The 18,162-nt window shown below is 73.3% G+C and carries 17 protein-coding genes; 8 read left to right on the top strand and 9 right to left on the bottom strand.

From position 1 onward, the window contains the following. Positions 1 to 86: 86 nt before the first annotated feature. The 5 genes from ES689_RS14565 to ES689_RS14585 all read left to right on the top strand — a co-directional run bounded on the left by ES689_RS14565 (position 87) and on the right by ES689_RS14585 (position 4,448). Positions 87 to 941: a class II fructose-bisphosphate aldolase gene (locus ES689_RS14565; protein WP_146906145.1), complete on the top strand. Its 855-nt coding sequence runs from the start codon at positions 87 to 89 to the stop codon at positions 939 to 941. After that, complete coding sequence (locus ES689_RS14570) at positions 938 to 1,708, top strand: HAD-IA family hydrolase (protein ID WP_146906147.1); 771 nt, start codon at positions 938 to 940, stop codon at positions 1,706 to 1,708. The genes ES689_RS14565 and ES689_RS14570 overlap by 4 nt, the downstream gene beginning before the upstream one ends. Positions 1,709 to 1,784: 76 nt before the next feature. Beyond that, a complete protein-coding gene (gene dhaL / locus ES689_RS14575; RefSeq protein WP_146906149.1) occupies positions 1,785 to 2,432 on the top strand; it encodes a dihydroxyacetone kinase subunit DhaL in 648 nt (215 codons plus the stop codon). Positions 2,433 to 2,502: 70 nt separating this feature from the next. Continuing rightward, positions 2,503 to 3,498, top strand: coding sequence for a dihydroxyacetone kinase subunit DhaK (gene dhaK / locus ES689_RS14580; protein WP_146906151.1), 996 nt, complete (start codon positions 2,503 to 2,505; stop codon positions 3,496 to 3,498). A 74-nt stretch (positions 3,499 to 3,572) separates the two neighbouring features. After that, on the top strand, positions 3,573 to 4,448 hold the full coding sequence (locus ES689_RS14585) for an endo alpha-1,4 polygalactosaminidase (RefSeq protein ID WP_146906153.1): 876 nt from the start codon (positions 3,573 to 3,575) through the stop codon (positions 4,446 to 4,448). A 5-nt stretch (positions 4,449 to 4,453) separates the two neighbouring features. Here the strand turns inward: ES689_RS14585 and ES689_RS14590 are convergent, their stop codons facing one another. The 3 genes from ES689_RS14590 to ES689_RS14600 are packed head-to-tail and all read right to left on the bottom strand — an operon-like array spanning position 4,454 to position 7,961. After that, positions 4,454 to 5,299, bottom strand: coding sequence for a transglutaminase family protein (locus tag ES689_RS14590; protein ID WP_146906155.1), 846 nt, complete (start codon positions 5,297 to 5,299; stop codon positions 4,454 to 4,456). Next, positions 5,296 to 6,225: an alpha-E domain-containing protein gene (locus tag ES689_RS14595; protein ID WP_133738954.1), complete on the bottom strand. Its 930-nt coding sequence runs from the start codon at positions 6,223 to 6,225 to the stop codon at positions 5,296 to 5,298. Before ES689_RS14595 ends, ES689_RS14590 begins: the two co-directional genes overlap by 4 nt. Further along, complete coding sequence (locus tag ES689_RS14600) at positions 6,219 to 7,961, bottom strand: circularly permuted type 2 ATP-grasp protein (protein ID WP_146906157.1); 1,743 nt, start codon at positions 7,959 to 7,961, stop codon at positions 6,219 to 6,221. Before ES689_RS14600 ends, ES689_RS14595 begins: the two co-directional genes overlap by 7 nt. 205 nt (positions 7,962 to 8,166) lie before the next feature. Between ES689_RS14600 and ES689_RS14605 the strand changes: the two genes are divergently transcribed. Then, a complete protein-coding gene (locus tag ES689_RS14605) occupies positions 8,167 to 8,379 on the top strand; it encodes a hypothetical protein (protein WP_146906159.1) in 213 nt (70 codons plus the stop codon). 241 nt (positions 8,380 to 8,620) lie between these two features. Then, positions 8,621 to 9,409, top strand: coding sequence for an aminoglycoside 3'-phosphotransferase (locus ES689_RS14610; RefSeq protein ID WP_146906161.1), 789 nt, complete (start codon positions 8,621 to 8,623; stop codon positions 9,407 to 9,409). Between the two features lie 149 nt (positions 9,410 to 9,558). Here the strand turns inward: ES689_RS14610 and ES689_RS14615 are convergent, their stop codons facing one another. The 5 genes from ES689_RS14615 to ES689_RS14635 all read right to left on the bottom strand — a co-directional run bounded on the left by ES689_RS14615 (position 9,559) and on the right by ES689_RS14635 (position 14,788). Next, positions 9,559 to 10,182 (bottom strand): CDP-alcohol phosphatidyltransferase family protein, encoded by a 624-nt coding sequence (locus tag ES689_RS14615; protein WP_191330509.1) that lies wholly within the window; start codon positions 10,180 to 10,182, stop codon positions 9,559 to 9,561. A 106-nt stretch (positions 10,183 to 10,288) separates the two neighbouring features. After that, positions 10,289 to 11,398, bottom strand: coding sequence for a septum formation family protein (locus tag ES689_RS14620; protein WP_146906166.1), 1,110 nt, complete (start codon positions 11,396 to 11,398; stop codon positions 10,289 to 10,291). Positions 11,399 to 11,651: 253 nt separating this feature from the next. Continuing rightward, positions 11,652 to 12,737, bottom strand: a complete 1,086-nt coding sequence (locus tag ES689_RS14625; protein ID WP_146906168.1) for an alkene reductase — start codon at positions 12,735 to 12,737, stop codon at positions 11,652 to 11,654. A gap of 181 nt (positions 12,738 to 12,918) precedes the next feature. Next, on the bottom strand, positions 12,919 to 13,842 hold the full coding sequence (locus ES689_RS14630; RefSeq protein ID WP_191330511.1) for an NAD(P)-dependent oxidoreductase: 924 nt from the start codon (positions 13,840 to 13,842) through the stop codon (positions 12,919 to 12,921). Between the two features lie 181 nt (positions 13,843 to 14,023). Next, entirely contained in the window at positions 14,024 to 14,788 is a 765-nt protein-coding gene (locus tag ES689_RS14635) for a 1-acyl-sn-glycerol-3-phosphate acyltransferase (protein ID WP_146906170.1), read from the bottom strand. Between the two features lie 180 nt (positions 14,789 to 14,968). Here ES689_RS14635 and ES689_RS14640 point away from each other — a divergent pair, with 180 nt between their 5' ends. Then, entirely contained in the window at positions 14,969 to 15,634 is a 666-nt protein-coding gene (locus ES689_RS14640; RefSeq protein WP_146906172.1) for a hypothetical protein, read from the top strand. 285 nt (positions 15,635 to 15,919) lie between these two features. Here the strand turns inward: ES689_RS14640 and recQ are convergent, their stop codons facing one another. Further along, positions 15,920 to 18,139, bottom strand: a complete 2,220-nt coding sequence (gene recQ / locus ES689_RS14645) for a DNA helicase RecQ (protein ID WP_146906174.1) — start codon at positions 18,137 to 18,139, stop codon at positions 15,920 to 15,922. Positions 18,140 to 18,162: the final 23 nt, after the last annotated feature.

Consider the following 18,162-nt stretch of genomic DNA (forward strand, 5'->3'; position numbering starts at 1 on the left):
GGACATGTACATTCCGAGCAGGTGCCGGAGGCGGCACCACCCCACGAGGAAGTGAGGACAAATCCGTGGTCGCATCGACACTGTCCATGACCCGAACCGCTCGGGACGCCGGCTACGCGGTGCCCGCGGTCAACGTCTTCGACGAGATCAGCATGCGAGCCGTGCTCGCCGCCGCGGAGCGCACCGCGTCCCCGCTCATCGTCCAGATCTCGACCAAGACCGTCCGCACCGCCGGCTGCGCGTTCGTCACCGACCTCTTCGCCGCCCTGGCACGCGACGTGACCGTGCCGGTCGCCCTGCACCTCGACCACTGCCCCGACCGGGCGGTCCTCACCGAGGTCATCGCCTCCGACTGGTCCTCGGTGCTCTTCGACGCCTCCGACCGCGACCTCGACGACGCCGTGCGCGAGACGCACGAGGTCACCGCCGAGGCCCACGCGGCCGGGGTGGACGTCGAGTCCGAGATCGAGAACATCCTGGGCGTCGAGGACGGGGTCGGCAGCGACGAGTCGCAGCACGCCTACTCCGTCGAGCAGCTCGCCGAGATCGCGGAGAGCACCGGCAGCGACCTGCTCGCCCCGCAGCTCGGCACGAGCCACGGGCTCTACAAGGCGCACCCGCAGCTGCTGCCGCAGCGGGCGGCCGAGCTCGCGGCGCTGACCGACCGCCCGATCGTGCTGCACGGCGGGACCGGCCTGTCGGAGGCGGACTTCCGGTCGTTCATCGACGCGGGGGTCTCGAAGATCAACATATCGACGGCGGTCAAGCACGCCTACATGCAGGCGTCCCTGGCCCACCTCGAGGTGGCGCGCGCGAAGGACCGCTGGGACCCGCCCCGACTGATCGCCGACGTCTCCGCCGCCGTGACCGACGTCATCGCCGAGCACGTCGCCTGGTTCGGGGCCGACGGCAAGGCCGCCGGCACCGGGAGCGCACGATGACGAGGGCACTCCTCTTCGACTGCGACGGGGTGCTCGCCGACACGGAACGCGACGGCCACCTCCCCGCGTTCAACGAGACGTTCGAGCACCTCGGGCTGCCCGTCCGGTGGAGCGCCGACGACTACGCACGGGTGCTGCGCATCGGCGGCGGCAAGGAGCGCCTCGCCTCGCTGCTGACGCCCGAGTTCGTCGAGCGCGCCGGGCTGCCCGACGACGAGGAGGCGCAGCGCGCGGCGATCGCGGAGTGGCACGCCGAGAAGACCCGCCGGTACACCGCGAAGGTGCGGGCGGGCGAGATGCCCGGGCGCCCGGGCATAGCCCGCATCGCCGACGAGGCGCACGACGCCGGCTGGCTGCTCGCGGTCGCGTCGACCTCGGCCGAGGAGTCCGTCCGGGCCGTGCTCGAGCACGTGGTGGGGCCCGAGGCCGCCTCGCGGTTCGCGGTGTTCGCCGGGGACGTCGTCCCCCGCAAGAAGCCCGCCCCGGACATCTACGAGCTGGCGCTCCGCGAGCTGAGGGTGTCGGCCGACGACGCCGTCGTCGTCGAGGACAGCGCCAACGGCCTGCGTGCCGCGGTCGCCGCCGACCTCGCGACGGTCGTGACGACGAGCAGCTTCACCGTCGACGAGGACTTCGCGGGGGCCGCGCTCGTCGTCGACAGCCTGGGCGACCTGCCCGACGCCCCGAGCCGGGTGCTCGCCGACCCGCGCGGCGTCGGTCCCCTCGACCTCGTGGACCTCGGCACCCTCGTCGCACTGACGCACTGACGCACTGACGCACCGACGCACCGACGCACCGACGCACCGACCCGACCGAACCCGAACACAGGAGACCGAGGAACACATGAGCAACGACGCTCCCCCCGCCGACACTAACTCGTCCCGTCTCGTGGACGTCGTCCGGCTGATCGCCCAGACCTGCGTCGACAACGAGGCGTACTTCTGCGACCTCGACGCGGTCGCGGGCGACGGCGACTTCGGCTACTCCCTGGCGCGCGGCTTCGAGACCGTCCTCGCCGACCTCGACCAGTTCGACCACGACGACCTCGGGGCTTTCCTGCAGAAGGTGGCCACGACGATGAGCAGCCGGATGGGCGGCACCTCGGGCCCGATCTGGGGCACCGCCTTCCTCCGGGCCGCGATCACGATGAAGGGCAAGAGCGAGACCACGCCCGACGACACGGTCGCGATGCTCCGGGCCGCGATCGAGGGCATCAAGAAGCGCGGCGGCGCCGACGTCGGCGACAAGACCCTGCTCGACGCGCTGGTGCCCCTGACCGACGCCGTCGAGGCCGACGTCGCCGCGGGCACCGACGCGGCCGGCACGGCACGGCACGGCGCCGAGGTCGCGCGGGCCGCCGCCGAGGCCACCGCGAGCCTCCAGGCACGACGGGGCCGCGCCTCCTACACGGGCGAGCGGAGCATCGGGTCCCCCGACCCCGGAGCGATCGCGGTCGCCGTGCTCGCCGAGCGCGTCGCGGACGCGTGGTGACCCGGCGCGTCCGACCGACTTCCCCTCCCCCTCCCACCACGGCGACACACGACGAAGTGAGGCACCCGCAATGAAGAAGTTCATCAACGACCCGAAGGCGTTCGTCCCGGAGATGCTCAAGGGCCTCGCCCTGGCGAACCCCGACACGCTCACCTACGACCCGAAGTACAACCTGATCGTCCGTGCCGACGCGCCGGACCAGGACAAGGTGTCGATCGTGCAGGGCTCCGGCTCCGGCCACGAGCCCGCCCACGTGATGGTCGTCGGCAAGGGGATGCTCGACGCTGCCTGCCCCGGCGACGTCTTCGCGGCCCCGCCGACCGACTACGTGGTCGAGGCGGCGCGGCGCGTCCAGAGCGAGAAGGGCGTGCTGCTGCTGGTCAACAACTACACCGGCGACAAGATGGCCTTCGAGATGGCGGAGGAGCTCGCCGACGCCGAGGGCATCAAGGTCAAGACCCTGTTCATCGACGACGACGTCGCCGTCAAGGACTCGACCTACACGATCGGCCGTCGAGGAGTGGCCGGCAACTTCTTCGTGATCAAGGCGGTCGGAGCGGCGGCCGAGGAGGGCGCCGACCTCGACGAGGTCGTCCGCGTCGGCGAGAAGGTCAACTCGGTCACGCGGACGATGGGCGTGGCCCTGACCGCCTGCACTCCCCCCTCGAAGGGCTCGCCGCTGTTCGAGCTCGGCGACGACGAGATCGAGGTCGGCGTCGGCATCCACGGCGAGCCGGGCCGGGCCCGACAGAAGATCGTGCCCGCGGACGAGATCGTCGACCTGCTGCTCGAGCCGATCGTGTCCGACCTGCCGTTCTCGGACGGCGACGAGGTCGCGCTGATGGTCAACGGCCTCGGCGGCACGCCGATCAGCGAGCTGTACCTGCTCTACGGCATCGCCCACGAGAAGCTCGTCGCCCAGGGCATCACCCCGGTCCGCAGCTACGTCGGCGAGTACTGCACGTCGCTCGACATGGCCGGCGCGTCGATCACGCTCGTCAAGCTCGACGACGAGGTGAAGCGCCTGCTGGAGGCGCCGGCGGAGATCCCGATGCGGACGTTCTAGGGACCGGGAGCGGCCGTGCCCGCGGCTGCGGCCGCCGCTGCGGCCGCAGCTGTCCGGGGACCTATGCTCGCTGCATGCGCAGACCCAGGACAGCCGCGGCCAGGGCGGTCGGCACCGCCGCCGCCGCCGCGGGGATCGTCGTCGTCGCCCTCGCTCTGACGGGCTGCACGCCGAGCGAGTCCGGCGCCAGTGCTCCCCTCCTCGTCGAGACGATGCCCCCGGCCACCCCCGACGCCGACGGCTTCCCCGTCGGCGCGGCCCTCGACTACCAGCTGGGCGGCGCGTACGACCCGCCGAGCGGCACCGGGATCGTCGTGCGCGACAGCACCGAGCAGCCTGCCTCCGGGGTGTGGAACGTCTGCTACGTGAACGGGTTCCAGACCCAGCCGGGCGTGGAGTGGCCCGACGAGTGGTTGCTGCACCGCTCCTCCGGTGAGCTGCTGGTCGACCCCGGCTGGCCCGACGAGCACCTCTTCGACCTGGCCGACGCGACCACGAGGGAGGCGGTGGCCGAGCGGATGCGCTCGACCGTCCAGGGCTGCGCGGACGACGGCTTCGACGCCGTCGAGTTCGACAACCTCGACTCGTACACCCGGTCGGACGGCGCCTTCGACCTCGACGACGCGGTCGCCTTCGCGACGTTGCTCGTCGGTGAGGCCCACGACGCCGGGCTGCTCGCCGGCCAGAAGAACACCGCCGAGCTGGAGGGGCGCGGCCGTGACGAGATCGGCTTCGACTTCGCCGTCGTCGAGGAGTGCGACCGCTACGCCGAGTGCGACGCCTTCACGTCCGTCTACGGGGAGCGCGTGCTCGCGGTCGAGTACACGGACGACCTCCGCGACACGGTCGAGGGGCTCTGCTCGCGGGAGTCGACCCCGCGCAGCACGGTGGTGCGCGACCGTGACCTCGTCACCCCCGACGACCCCGCGTACTCGTTCGCCCGCTGCTGAGCCGGCTACGCCTCGCGCGTGATCTCCACGGTCACGAACAGCGACGACGCGCCCGACCCCGCGTAGACCCCGCGCAACGGCGGCACGTCGCGGTAGTCGCGGCCGTGGCCGACGACCACGTGACGCTCGCCGATGTCGATCAGGTTGGTGGGGTCGTAGCCGTGCCAGGCACCGCAGAACCACTCGATCCAGGCGTGCGACTCTCCCGTGACGGTCTCGCGCAGCTCGGCCGACGGCCGGGGGTGCAGATACCCGCTGACGTACCGCGCCGGGATCCCCGCCGCGCGGAGCGCCCCCACGGTCACGTGCGCGATGTCCTGGCAGACCCCGGCCCGGGCGGCCCAGCTCTCGGCGGCCGTCGTCTTCACGTTCGTGACGCCGGGCAGGTACTGCACCGCGCCTCCTACGCGCTGGCAGATCTCCATCGCGGTCGAGCAGGGCGACGTCGACGCCCCGCGGGCCTCGAGCGCCAGGTCGACGAGGTCGGCCGGCGGCGCGGTCAGCGGCGTCTGCTCGAGGTGCTCGACGAACTGGGCGGTGGCGCCGGCGACGCGGGCGAGGTCGTCCCAGCCGGTCGTCGTCTCGGGGTGCAGCACCGGCCTCAGCTCGACGGTCGAGGTCGCCGTGAGCGAGAGCTGCCGGTGCGGCAGCAGCACCTCGAACGCCGACACCCGGGTGCCCCAGTAGTCGACGTACTCGTGCGTGCCCGCCGCCGGGTCGATGCGGAGGTGGGACGACAGCACGAACTGCCCCTCGGCGTGCGCCGGCAGCATGCGCGCCTCGTTGTAGCTCGCGACGGCCTCCCCGGCGTAGGAGAAGCCGGTGTGGTGACGGATCCGCAGCCGGCTCACGACCGCTCACCGACCCAGGTCGGCGCCGCGCTGGTCGGGAAGTACCGCTGCCGGATGGCCTCGGAGGCGGCACTCGTCGCCGCCTGGACCGCGTCCATCTGGGCGGGCAGGTCGTCGAGGATGTCGCCGATCGGCCGGAACTCGAGCTCGCTGCGCATCTGCCCGAGGATGCGCACGCCCCCGTCGGTCGCGATGACGCGCCCGTTCGACGGCTCGACCTCGCGGAGGCACGCCTCGGCACGGCTGACCGCGAACATCACGCTGCGCGGGAACAACCGGTCGAGCAGCAGGAACTCCGCCGCGTTGCGGGCGCTCGGCACGCCCCGGTAGGTGCGCAGGTAGGCCTCGTAGGCGCCGCACGAGCGGAGGATCGTCGTCCACGACGGCCCCGACGCCTCGGTCAGCGTGCGCGTCGCGAGCAGCCGCGCCGTCATGTCCGCGCGCTCGATCGAGCGGCCGAGGGTGAAGAACTGCCAGACCTCGTCGCGGCTCGTCGCGCTCTCGATGATGCCGACGGCGAGTGCGCTCCTCTCGCGCACCCAGGCGAAGAACTCGTGCACCTTGTCGCCCGCGACCTTGCGCGGCATGCGGGCGCGGGTCGTGTTCAGGCACTCCCAGAGCTCGGTCGAGACGATCTCGCGGGCCCGCCGGGCGTTCTCGCGCGCGGCGCCGAGCGAGTACGCGATGGAGGCCGGGTCGTGCCGGTCGACGGCCAGCCGCGCGAGCACGTCGCCCCGCGTGAGCGCCACGTCGGAGGCCGCCTCGCTGCCCATGACCGAGAGCAGGCTGCGGCAGGCGGTGTCCTCGTCGATCCACGGGTCCTCGAGCAGCAGCTGGAGGTGCACGTCGAGGATGCGCGCCGTCCCGTCGGACCGCTCGATGTACCGGCCGATCCAGAAGAGGCTCTCGGCGATGCGGCTCAGCATGGTCGTCCTTCGGTCGTGGTGGCGGGTCTCGCCTGCTGCTGTTGCTGCTGTTGCTGCTGCTGCGCCTGCTGGTCGTTGCGGGGGTCGTCCTGCGGGGCGTGGTCGGGAGTGTGGTCCGCGGCCGCCGCTGCCGCCGCGGCCGCCGCCTCCGGCGTGATCACCGGTATCGACTGCGTCGGCGTCGTCTGCTCCGCGATGAGGGCGCTCACGTCGTGCCCTGCCCAGGCCGCCACGTCGCCGCCGACGACCCAGGTGTCCTTCGACCCGCCTCCCTGGCTGCTGTTCACGACCAGCTGGCCCTCGGGCAGGGCCACCCGCGTCAGCCCGCCGGGCAGCACCCAGACGTCGTCGCCGTCGTGCACGGCGAAGGGCCGCAGGTCGGCGTGACGGGGCTGCAGGCCGTCGTCGACGAGGGTCGGGATGGTGCTCAGCTGCACGACGGGCTGGGCGATCCAGCCGCGCGGGTCCGCCTGCAGGCGGGTCCGCAGCTCGTCGAGCTCGCGTCGGCTGGCGGCAGGCCCCACGACGAGGCCCTTGCCGCCGGAGCCGTCGACGGGCTTGACCACGAGCTCGTCGAGGCGGTCGAGCACCTCCTCGAGCGCGCCGGGGTCCTCGAGGCGCCAGGTCCGCACGTTCGGCAGCAGCGCCTCCTCGCCCAGGTAGTACCGGATCAGCTCGGGCAGGTACGTGTAGACGAGCTTGTCGTCGGCGACGCCGTTGCCGACCGCGTTCGCGATGGTGACGGTGCCGAGGCGCGCCGCCATCAACAGGCCCGGCGAGCCGAGCACCGAGTCGGCACGGAACTGCAGCGGGTCGAGGAACTCGTCGTCGACCCGGCGGTAGATCACGTCGACGCGCTCGGGACCGCCCGTGGTGCGCATGAACACGCGGCCGCCCGAGCAGTAGAGGTCGCGGCCCTCGACGAGCTCGACGCCCATCAGCCGGGCCAGCAGCGTGTGCTCGTAGTACGCCGAGTTGAAGACCCCGGGGGTCAGCACGACCACCGTCGGCTCGTCGACCCCCGACGGCGCGCTCTTCTTCAGGGCCGCGAGGAGGCGCGCGGGATAGTCGCCCACGGGGCGCACCTTCATCGAGACGAAGAGCTCGGGCAGCGTCTGTGCCATCACCCGCCGGTTCGAGATCACGTAGCTGACCCCGCTGGGCACGCGGACGTTGTCCTCGAGGACGCACCAGGCGCCCGCCTCGTCGCGGATCAGGTCGATGCCGCTGACCTGGATGCGCACGCCGTTCGCCGGGTCGATGCCTGCGGCCTGACGGTGGAAGTGGCTCGAGCTCGTGATCAGCCCCGCGGGGATCACCCCGTCGGCGACGGCCCGCTGCGGGCCGTAGACGTCGGCGAGGAACGCCTCGAGCGCCTTGACGCGCTGCTTCACGCCCTTCTCGACGTCCTGCCACTCGTCGTGCTCGATCACGCGGGGCACGGCGTCGAGGGGGAACGGCCGCTCCTCTCCGGCGAAGTCGAACGTGACGCCCTGCGCGAGGTAGGAGTCGGCGAGGGCGGCGGTGCGGCCGCGCAGGTCGTCCTGCGTCATGCCCTCGAGGGTCGCGTGGATCTCCTGGTAGGCCCTGCGGACCTCTCGGTCGGAGGCGAACATCTCGTCCCAGGGAGGCGCGGGCCGGCCTGGTCCTGCAGGCTGGCCGGGGCGGACAGGCCGGCCCTCGGAGACGCCCCGGGCCGCGGTGCCGGCGGCGTAGCGGTCGAAGAGGTCTGCCATGGCTCGACGCTACTGACGAGGTGTTGCGAGGGTGTTTCCGGGCGGTTGCAGGCGGCGACGAGGGTCGCGCCGGGTGCGGCTGGCCGCCGACTGCTGGCCGCTGGCCGCTGACTGCGCTCTCGGCGGTCTCATCCGTGCGGGCGAGACGCCGCACAGGCGTGGGGACTAGCGTCGAGGAACACGTCAACGTTCCCTGGGAGGACCCATGAGTTTCCGTTTCTTGCTCATCGCCATCATCGCGTTCATCGCCTACACCTTCGGCGCGAAGGCCGGGCACGGTCGCTACAAGCAGATCTCGGGCTACGTCGGCTCGTTCTGGAACGACCCCCAGGTGAAGAAGGCGCGCAAGAGCGCCAAGAAGAACGTCGCGACCGCCCGCAAGGCCGCGATCAAGAAGGCCAAGAAGGCCTCGCGCTGACCTGAGCGCACGTACGTCGACGAGGCCCGTCCCGCTGAGCGGGGCGGGCCTCGTCGTGTGCGGGCGGCGGCGGCCCGGCCCGGCGGAGCGGGCCGCGCGTCCGGACCCGCCGAACCCGCGCGCACCCTCGTGCGCGCCGAGGGGTGCGCGCGGGTTCGGCGGGTGCGGCCGCGTGGGCGCCCGCGGCTGTGGGCGGTGGGGGCCGCCGCGGGCTGTGCGGGCGCTGCCGTAGCGTGGGCGGATGATCCCCGACGCGTCCTCGGGCGGCGACGACCGCCTCCTCGTGGTGCCGGCCCCCGTGCTCGCCGCGGCCGACGGCGACACCGTCACGCCGGTCTGGCTGAACGAGGCCGGAGGCGTGACGTACCGCCTCGGGGACGGTCCCGACCGGCGGTTCGCCAAGTGGGCGCCGCACGGCAGCGGGCTCGACCTGCACGCCGAGGAGATGCGCCTGCGCTGGGCCGTGGACTTCGCGACGGTGCCTCGGGTGCTCGAGATCGGCAGCGACGACGAGGGCGACCACCTCGTCACGGCGGGCCTGCCGGGCCGGAGCGCCGTCGACCTGCGCTGGGTGCGCGACCCGGAGCGGGCCGTGCGGGCGGCGGGGCACGGGCTCCGCGTGCTGCACGACACCTTGCCGGTGGACGACTGCCCGTTCAGCTGGTCGGTCGACGACCGGATCGCGACGAGTGCGCGGGCGCGCACCGCGCCTCCTGCGTCGCAGCCCGGCTCGCAGCGCGACTCGCAGCCCGACTCGCTCGGGCCGGCCCCGGAGGTCGACCGGCTCGTGGTGTGCCACGGGGACGCGTGCGTGCCGAACACGCTGCTGCTCGACGACGGGACGTGGTCGGGGCACGTCGACCTCGACGCGCTCGGGGTCGCCGACCGCTGGGCCGACATCGCCGTCGCGACCATGAGCCTCGAGTGGAACTACGGCCCCGGCTGGGAGGCCGTCTGGCTCGACGCCTACGAGATCGACCCCGACCCCGTGCGGACCGCCTTCTACCGCGGACTCTGGAACGCGACCTGAGGCGCTCCCGCGGGCGGCGCCCGCGAGAGGCGCGCGATCACGCAGTCCCTCCGCGAAAGCGACAAGACGACGCGGAAGATCGCGTCGTCTTGTCGCTCTCGGGTGGCTTCCGGGCGGGCGGGCGCCGGCGAGCGGGTCGGCGCGACGGGTCAGGCGGCGGCGCCGCCCCTGCGCGCTCGCCAGCGACGGGCGAGGTCGCGGCCGTAGAGCACCGCAGCGACGTAGTGCCCGACGAGCCCGAGCAGCAGCACGAAGCTGCTGACGACGACGAGCAGTTGGCCGAGCACGTCGAGCTGGTCGTCGGCATCACGCCACTGGGCGATGACGGCCCGCCCGACGAGGAGCATGAGCAGCCCGACGAAGATCAGGGCAGTCCGTATCTTGCCCACCCACGTCACGGGGAACGATGCACCGCCGAAGACGATCAGGGCGACGAGGCTCAGGACGATGTCGGGAAGCAAGATCAGGAGGAAGACGACCCCGGGGAGCAGCCCGCCCAGCCAGAAGGCCAGCACCACGACGATGACCGTGAGCCGGTCGGCCACCGGGTCGAGCCAGGCACCCAGCTCGGAGGTGGTGTTCGTGCGGCGTGCGACGAAGCCGTCGACGAAGTCGGTGAGGAACACGATCGCGATGACGACCATCGACGACCAGTAGCGCTCGCCGACGATGAGGACGACGAAGACCGGCAGCAGCAGGAGGCGGAGGGCCGTGATCGCGTTCGGCACGGTCCGCCACTCGTCGGTGCGGAAGAGGCGGTCGACGAGCTGCACGGGGGCTCCTGGGGTCACGGGGCGGGGCGGCGACGATCGGGGGCGGGCGTCCTGATGATCCTAGGCGGCAGCTCGGAACGCGAGGCCCTCGGCCCGATGACGGTCTTCAGTACCCGTAGCCCTCGAGGGTGCCGGGCGACGTGTCGCCCTCGATCCACGCGTAGCAGAGCACGTCATGGTCGCCTTCGGACCAGCTCTGCTCGGTCGGCGTCAGGTACGCGTAGTCGGCCACCGATTCGTCCCACGGGATGCCGACGAACGCCTCGAACCCGGTGGAGCAGCCCTCGTCGGCGAGGTCCCACAGGGCCCGCTCTCCCGGCCAGCTCGCCTGCGTCGCGTCGAAGACGAGGTACGCCTCGTTGTCGTGCTGGTCGTTGCACGACTGGAGCTCGACACCGTCGATCTCGCCGGACCCGGTCGCGTCGCCCTCCCCCAGGGCGAAGCAGTCGCCGACCGCGAGGTCGAACGCGGAGATGTCGGGGACGCCCCCGGTCGCGCCGGGGTCGCTGCCCGTGTCGTCGGGGTCGCCGCCTGCGTCGCCGGGATCGCCGCCCGCCTCGACGGACCCGCCGCCCGGGGACGACGCGGACGCGAGCTCGGCCGCGGTGTGCGCGACGGCGACGGCGGCGACCGTGCCGCCCGTGAGCACGAGCAGGCCGGCAGCCACGAGGCCGCCGATCAGCAGGCCCTTGCGGGGCCGCCGAGGTCGGGCGGCCGGAGCCGACCAGGTGGTCGCGGGCGCGGCTGAGGCGAAGGGGCCCGTGGCGGGCGCGGCCGTCGCGTACGGCGCGGGAGCCGGCGCCCCGAAGACCGCCGGGCCGGGGATCGCGGGAGGAGCGGAACGTGACGAGCGCGTGAACGGAGCGTCCGCCTCCCGCGGGCCGATCGCCTCGACCCAGCGCCAGACGGAGGCGACGACCGCGGTCGCGACGACGGGCGCGTCGGCCCGCAGCGGCACGGCCAGGAGTTCGCGACGGCGCTCGCCCGGAGGGGTCTCGCCGCCCTGGTCGGACCAGAGGCCGGCGACGAACCAGGCAGCCCCGTCGTCGGCGAGGTCGAGGAACGCCCGGTGCCCGAGACGCACCCGGACCGCCCCCCGCGGGTCGGCGGAGTACGCGGACGGGACGACGACGACCTCCGACCCGGTCAGCTCGTGGCGGATGAGGCCCGCGAGGCGCTCGAGCTCGGCAGGCGAGGGAGGGATCGACGTCGACACGGGCTGCTCCTGTCGGGCAGAGCCGGGTGCGACGGCTCCTGGACGGCGTCCGGTGCGTCCGCCGGGGCGATCGTATCCCGCGCCGCCGACGTCGCACAGGCCTCGATCGGGGGCGGACGCACGACGGCGTGCGCCCTGCAGGTGCAGGCCGCACGCCGTGGCGTGGCCGGTGGTGCGAGGGCCCGGACGCCCGCTCGTCATCGGCGAGAGGAGCAGCCGAACGAACGGCGGAGGCGCGGAGGGCGCCCCGAGGTCAGCGCGAGACGGACTCGAGCGTCGGGTAGTCGGTGTAGCCGGTCGCCCCGTCGGCGTAGAAGGTGGCGGGGTTCGGCTCGTTGAGCTCGGTCTCGCGCTCCCAGCGGGCGACGAGGTCCGGGTTCGCGATGGCCATGCGGCCGACGGCGACGGCGTCGGCGTGGCCGTTCTCGACCAGGTCCTTCGCCTCGGCCAGGTCGGTGACCGTGCCGAAGCCGCTGTTGAGCACGACCGCCTGGCCGAAGCGGCGGCGGAGGCGCTGGACGAGCTCGCCACGCGGGTCGGAGTGCAGGACGCTCATGTAGGCGAGGCCGAGGGGGGCGAGGCCGTCCATCAGCGCGTCGTAGGTCGCGGTCACGTCGTCGAGGTCGGTCTCGACGACGTCCTGGATGTTGTGCATCGGCGAGATGCGGATGCCGACGCGGCCCGCGCCGATCGCGGCGGACACGGCCTCGGCGACCTCGATGCCGAGGCGGGCGCGCGCGGCGGGGCTGCCGCCGTACTCGTCGGTGCGGACGTTCGACACGGGCGACAGGAACTCGTGCAGCAGGTACCCGTTGGCGCTGTGCAGCTCGACGCCGTCGAGGCCGGCCTCGAGGACGGCGCGCTTCGAGGCGGTGACGAAGTCCTGCACGGTCTGGCGCACCTCCTCGGTGCTGAGGGCGTGCGGCACGGGGAAGTCGGCCTTGCCGGAGGGGACGTGCACCTGTCCGTCGATGGCGACGGCGCTCGGGGCGACGATGCGGTCGGTGCCGGTGACGTCGGGGTGCGAGACACGACCGGCGTGCATGACCTGCATGACGATGGTGCCGCCCTTCGCGTGCACCTCGTCGGCCACGCGCTTCCAGCCGGCGACCTGCTCGTCGGTGACGATGCCGGGCTGACCGGTGTAGCCCTTGCCCTCCTGCGTCGGGTAGGTGCCCTCCGTGACGATCATGCCGAGGGTCGCGCGCTGGCCGTAGTGCTCGACGACGACGTCGCCGGGCACGTCGCCCGCGTCTGCGCGGGTGCGGGTCAGCGGCGCCATGGTGACGCGGTTCGAGAGGACGAGGTCGCCGAGGACGGCGGAGGAGAAGAGATCCACGAAGGGGTCCTTTCCGGTGGAGGGGAGGAGGTGGCCGCGCCGCCTCGCGGCGCGTCGGGGGTCGTGCCCGTCGTCGCGCACCTGCGTGCCAACTCAGGGACCGGCGAGGTCATTCCGCACGACGGGCAGGGCGGGGGAGGTTCTCAGGAACGCGGCCCGGGGACGCCGTCTCGGCCGGCGGTCAGTCGGTGAAGGCCGTGCGCACCGCGGCGATGTCGTCGCCGCCGTGCCCGCGGTCGGAGGCGGTGCCGTAGAGGCCGGCCAGCGCCTCCAACAAGGAGGTGTCGAAGCCGGTGTCGGACTCGGCGGCGGCCTCGCGCATGAGCGCGACGTCTTTGCGGAGGCCGTCGAGCGCGAACTGCGGCGGGTAGTCGCCGGCGATCATGCTCGCGCCCTTGACGTGCGCGTAGGGAGTGTCGGCCTGGCCGCCCTCGATCGCGTCGAGGAACAGCTGCGGGTCGAGCCCGAGCGAGCGGGTCAGCGCGATCGACTGGGCGGTCGCCGCGGTGATCGACGCGATCCACGCGTTGGTGGCGAGCTTCAGCGCCGTGCCCTGGCCCACGTCGTCGCCGGCGACGACGGTCTTCGCGCCCATCGCGTCGAGCACGGGCCGCACACGGACGAGGAGGTCCGCGTCGCCGGCCGCGAGCATGACCAGGTTGCCTGTCTCGGCGGGCTTCTTCGTGCCGAGCATCATCGCCTCGACGAGCGGCACGCCTCGCTCGGCGGCGAGGTCGACGACCCGCGCGGTGTCGGCCGCGCCGATCGTGCTCGCCTGGACCCAGACGGGGCCAGGGTCGGTCGGGGTGCCCGGGTCGGTCGAGGTGCCAGGGTCGGTCGAGGTGCCGGCGCCGGTCGAGGTGCCGGGGTCGGTCGCCTCGCGCAGCACGCTCAGGACGGCCTCGCCGTCGAACAGCGCCGCGACCACCACCTCGGCACGGTCGACGGCCTCACGCGCCGTTCCGACGACGGTCGCCCCGTCGCCCGCGAGCGGCTCGGCCTTGTCGCGCGTGCGGTTCCACACCGTGACGTCGTGCCCCTCGCGCAGCAGCGTCCTGACGACGCCCTGCCCCATGATCCCCGTGCCCAGCACCGCGACCCTCATGCCTGCTCCTCTGTCCGGGCCGAGCACCTCGCCGGCCGTGTCGTCGTCGTTCTCGTCGGCGTCCTCGGCGGACCCGCTCTCCGCCGGGGTCGACCGTACGCCCGGCCGCCGACACCGGACCCGGGACGGACGCCGCGCCTCCTCGGGGCCCTTCCAGGGACCGCAGGAGGCGCAGGCCGAGTCAGTCGACCTCGCCCGACCCGAGAGGATCGCGCCGGATCGCGCGGCGGACCCGCTCGACGACCGACGGCGCCGGCGGCTCGTTGTACGCGCCCGCCTCCTCCTGGCCGCTGAGCCGCTGGATCGCCGCCATCACCTCGTCGGTCGCGTGTCGCCGTGCGCGGCCCGACTTCGCGTCGCCGTGGTGCGAGAGATCGATCGGCTCGCCGAACTCTACCGTGAACCGGCGGAGGCGCGGGACCGTCGTGCCCACCGGCTGCAGCTCCTGGGTGCCGGTCAGCGCGACGGGCACGACCGGCGCGCCGCTCGTGAGCGCGAGCCAGGCGACCCCGGTCCGGCCCCTGTAGAGACGGCCGTCGAGCGAGCGGGTGCCCTCGGGGTAGATGGCGAAGGCGTGCCCTCCGGCGAGTCGGTCGAGGCCGAGGTCGAGGGCCTGCTGGGCGGCCGCGCCGGCACCGCGCTCGACGCCGATCGCGCCGATGCCCGAGAAGAACGAACGACTGAGGCGTCCCTTCAGGCCCGTGCCCGTGAAGTAGGCGTTCTTGGCGAGGAACGAGACCTCGCGCGGGGCCATGAGCGTGATCACGACGCTGTCCATGAACGAGAGGTGGTTGCTCGCGAGGATCACGGCTCCGCGCCGGGGCACGTTCCGCCGACCGACGACCTTCGGGCGCCAGAGGAGCCGGACGAGGGGCACGAGCACGACGCGGCTGAGGATGGTGAGCACAGCACCACTGTGGCGCAGGGCGCATGCCGAGCGGGGCATGCGGGGCCGCTCGAGAAGCGATTTCCACTCACCCTTCTGGTCGCCTCCTGGTCTCGGGCGGGTGGCGGGCGACACCGTCCGACTCGCCCGCAGTCGCCCGCAGTCGCCCGGTTCGGGGACAACGGGTGTCCTCCTGAGGGAGGATTGCGCCTCGTCCGAGCCCGTCCCTAGGCTCGCCGCGTGGGCACTGGACGAGGCACAGGGGCGCAGCGGGGGCTGGCACTCGACGACGAACGACGACCGCAGGGCGACCTCGTCGACGGACCGCTCGACGGCGTGCTGCCGCTGCCCGCAGGACGAGCGCGCCGGGCCGCCTGGCTGGTCGCGCCCGTCTGGCACGTGGGCTTCGCCGTGCTGTCGGTCCTCGGCGCTGTCCACGCTGGGCACGCCGGCACCGTGGCCCCGCTCGCGGCGACGATGCTCTACGCGACGGCCGGGGCGCTGTTCACCGCAGTCGCCGCGACGCTCGTCGCGCTCCGCGTGCAGGGGACCCGAGGAGGCGGGGTGCCGTTGGCCCCGGTGCGCGCGGCCTACCTGACGACGCCCGTCGCGAGCGCCGTGCTGCTCTCGGCCGCGTACGTGACCCGACTGGGCGGCGGCCCCTTCTTCGGCGGGTTCGGCGCGATGGTCGCGCTCACCGTTGCGCTCGTGATGCTCGCGCAGCGGACGACGGAGCTGCGGCTCGGGTCGGCGGGGCCGGTCTCCGAGCGACGGACGCCGACGGCGCCCGTCGCCGTCGTCGGGGCCGTGCCTGCGGCCGCGCCCGTGAGCACACCCGCGTCGGGAGTTGTCTCTGCCTCTGCCTCTGCCTCTGCCTCTGCCGACCAGGCCACCCCGCGCCGCTGACCTCCGGCAGCGCCCGGTCCCCGTCAGAGGCGGGTGTCCCCTCGAAAGGGCCGAGGTGACGCGGGGCCCCGCGTCACTGTGCCCCTTCAGTGTCAGTCAGGCCCGCTCGTCGGAGTCGTTGCGAGCAGGGACGACTGAAACGCCGCGGGAGCGACAAAGCGACGCGATCCATCGCGTCGCTTTGTCGCTGCCACGTGGGGACTCGGCCGGAGCCGGTCGAGGAGGCGGCGGCCGGGCCGAGCGGGCGCGGCCAGCGCCGGCAGCGCGGCAGCGCCGCAGCCCGCGTCAGTAGCTGTCGTCGGGCGGGACGGACTCGTCGTAAGGGTCCCAGGGCGGCTCGTCGTCGAACGGGAAAGGCTCGGAGTCGGCTGCCGCCGGCGTCGCCGCCGCGCTCGCGGCCGGCGCCGGGCGGCGGGCCCCCCGCGCTGCAGCTGCAGCGGCAGCGGCAGCGGCAGCGGCAGCGGGGCGGCTGGTCGGGCCGGCCGCACCGAACGACGGCGCCGAACCCGAGCCCGAGCCCGAACCGGACGCCCCGGAGCCGGCCCCGTCGGGGTCGGAGTCCGCCCCGGCCGCCCGGGCCGCCGCCTCCTCGGGGGCGACCCCCGAGACGACGTCGAGCACCTGCTGGCCGTAGGTGTCGAGCTTCTTCTGTCCGACGCCGCTGATGCCGGCGAGCTCGCCCCTCGAGCCCGGGCGAGTCGACGCGATGCCGCGCAGCGTCACGTCGCCGAAGACGACGTAGGCCGGCACGCCCTGCGCCTTCGCGATGCCCGCACGCCACTGGCGCAGCGTCTCGAACAGCGGCACGTCGGCCGCGTCGAGGTCGGCCGCCCCCGAGCCGCCACGCGATCCGCGCGAGGAGCCCGAGCCCGAGCCGCCGCCGCCCGACGACCCTCGGGCGCCGCGGACGCGCGGGGCCCTCTCCGGCTCCTTCCGGAGCCGGACCTGCTTCGCCCCCGACAGAACCTCGGCGGCAGCGTCGGTGATGAGCAGGGTGCCGTAGCCGTCGGGCGAGACCGCCAGCACCGACTGGGCCAGCAGCTGCCGGACCACCCCGCGCCACTCGATCTCGCTGAGCTCGGTGCCGATGCCGAACGTGGAGAGCTGCTCGTGGCGGTTCTGGGTGATGCGCGGGGTGGTCCGCCCGAGCAGGATGTCGATGACCTGCCCGGCGCCGAACTGCTGGTTCCGCTCGCGCTTGAGCCGGACGATCGTCGACAGCAGCTTCTGTGCGGGAACGGTGCCGTCGAGGGACTGCGGCGGGTTCAGGCAGGTGTCGCAGTTGTGGCACGGCGCGCTGGCCTGGCCGAAGTAGCCGAGCAGCTGCACCCGGCGGCACTCGACGGTCTCGCAGAGGGCGAGCATCGCGTCGAGGTGCGCGCCGAGCTTGCGCCGGTGCTCGGCGTCGCCCTCGGACTGGTCGATCATGCGGCGCTGCTGCATCACGTCCTGCAGGCCGTAGGCGAGCCACGCGGTCGACGGCAGGCCGTCGCGCCCCGCCCGGCCCGTCTCCTGGTAGTAGCCCTCGACCGACTTCGGCAGGTCGAGGTGCGCGACGAACCGCACGTCGGGCTTGTCGATGCCCATGCCGAAGGCGATGGTGGCGACCATCACGATGCCGTCCTCGCGGAGGAACCGCGACTGGTTGCGCGCTCTCGTGCCGGCGTCGAGACCCGCGTGGTACGGCAGGGCGGCGATGCCCTGCTTCACGAGGAACTCTGCCGTGCCCTCGACCGACTTGCGCGACAGGCAGTAGACGATGCCCGCGTCGCCCTCGTGCTCGGCACGGATGAAGCGCAGCAGCTGCTGCTGCGGGCCGTCTTTCGCCTCGATGCGGTACTGGATGTTGGGGCGGTCGAAGTCGGCGACGAAGTGCGCCGCGTCGTCGAGCTCGAGTCGGCGCGAGATCTCGCGGTGCGTCGTCTCGGTAGCGGTCGCGGTCAGGGCGATGCGCGGCACGTCGGGCCAGCGCTCGTGCAGCACCGACAGCTCGAGGTAGTCGGGGCGGAAGTCGTGACCCCACTGCGCCACGCAGTGTGCCTCGTCGATCGCGAAGAGCGAGACCCTGCCGCGGTCGAGCAGCGACTTGGTCGAGTCGAGCTTGAGCCGCTCGGGAGCGAGGTATAGCATGTCGAGCTCGCCCGAGACGAAGGCCTGCTCGACGGCGCGGCGCTGGTCGGGATCTTGCGTCGAGTTGAGGAACGACGCCCGCACTCCGACGGCCTCGAGGGCGTCGACCTGGTCTTGCATCAGCGCGATCAGCGGCGAGACGACGACGCCGGTGCCCGGCCGGACGATCGCGGGCACCTGGTAGCAGAGCGACTTGCCGCCGCCGGTGGGCATCAGCACGAGGGCGTCGCCGCCGCCGACGACCTGGTCGATGATCGCCGCCTGGTCGCCGCGGAAGGCGTCGTAGCCGAACACGCGCTGCAGCACCTCGAGGGGCGCAGAGGGGCCCGACGAGGAGGGCTCGGCGGGGGCGGTGGGTGCGGCGGGGTCGGTCACGCGACGAGTCTAGGAGGCCGGGC

Origin of the sequence: Frigoribacterium sp. ACAM 257 (assembly GCF_007954365.1) — a bacterium.
Classification (GTDB): Bacteria; Actinomycetota; Actinomycetes; order Actinomycetales; family Microbacteriaceae; genus Frigoribacterium.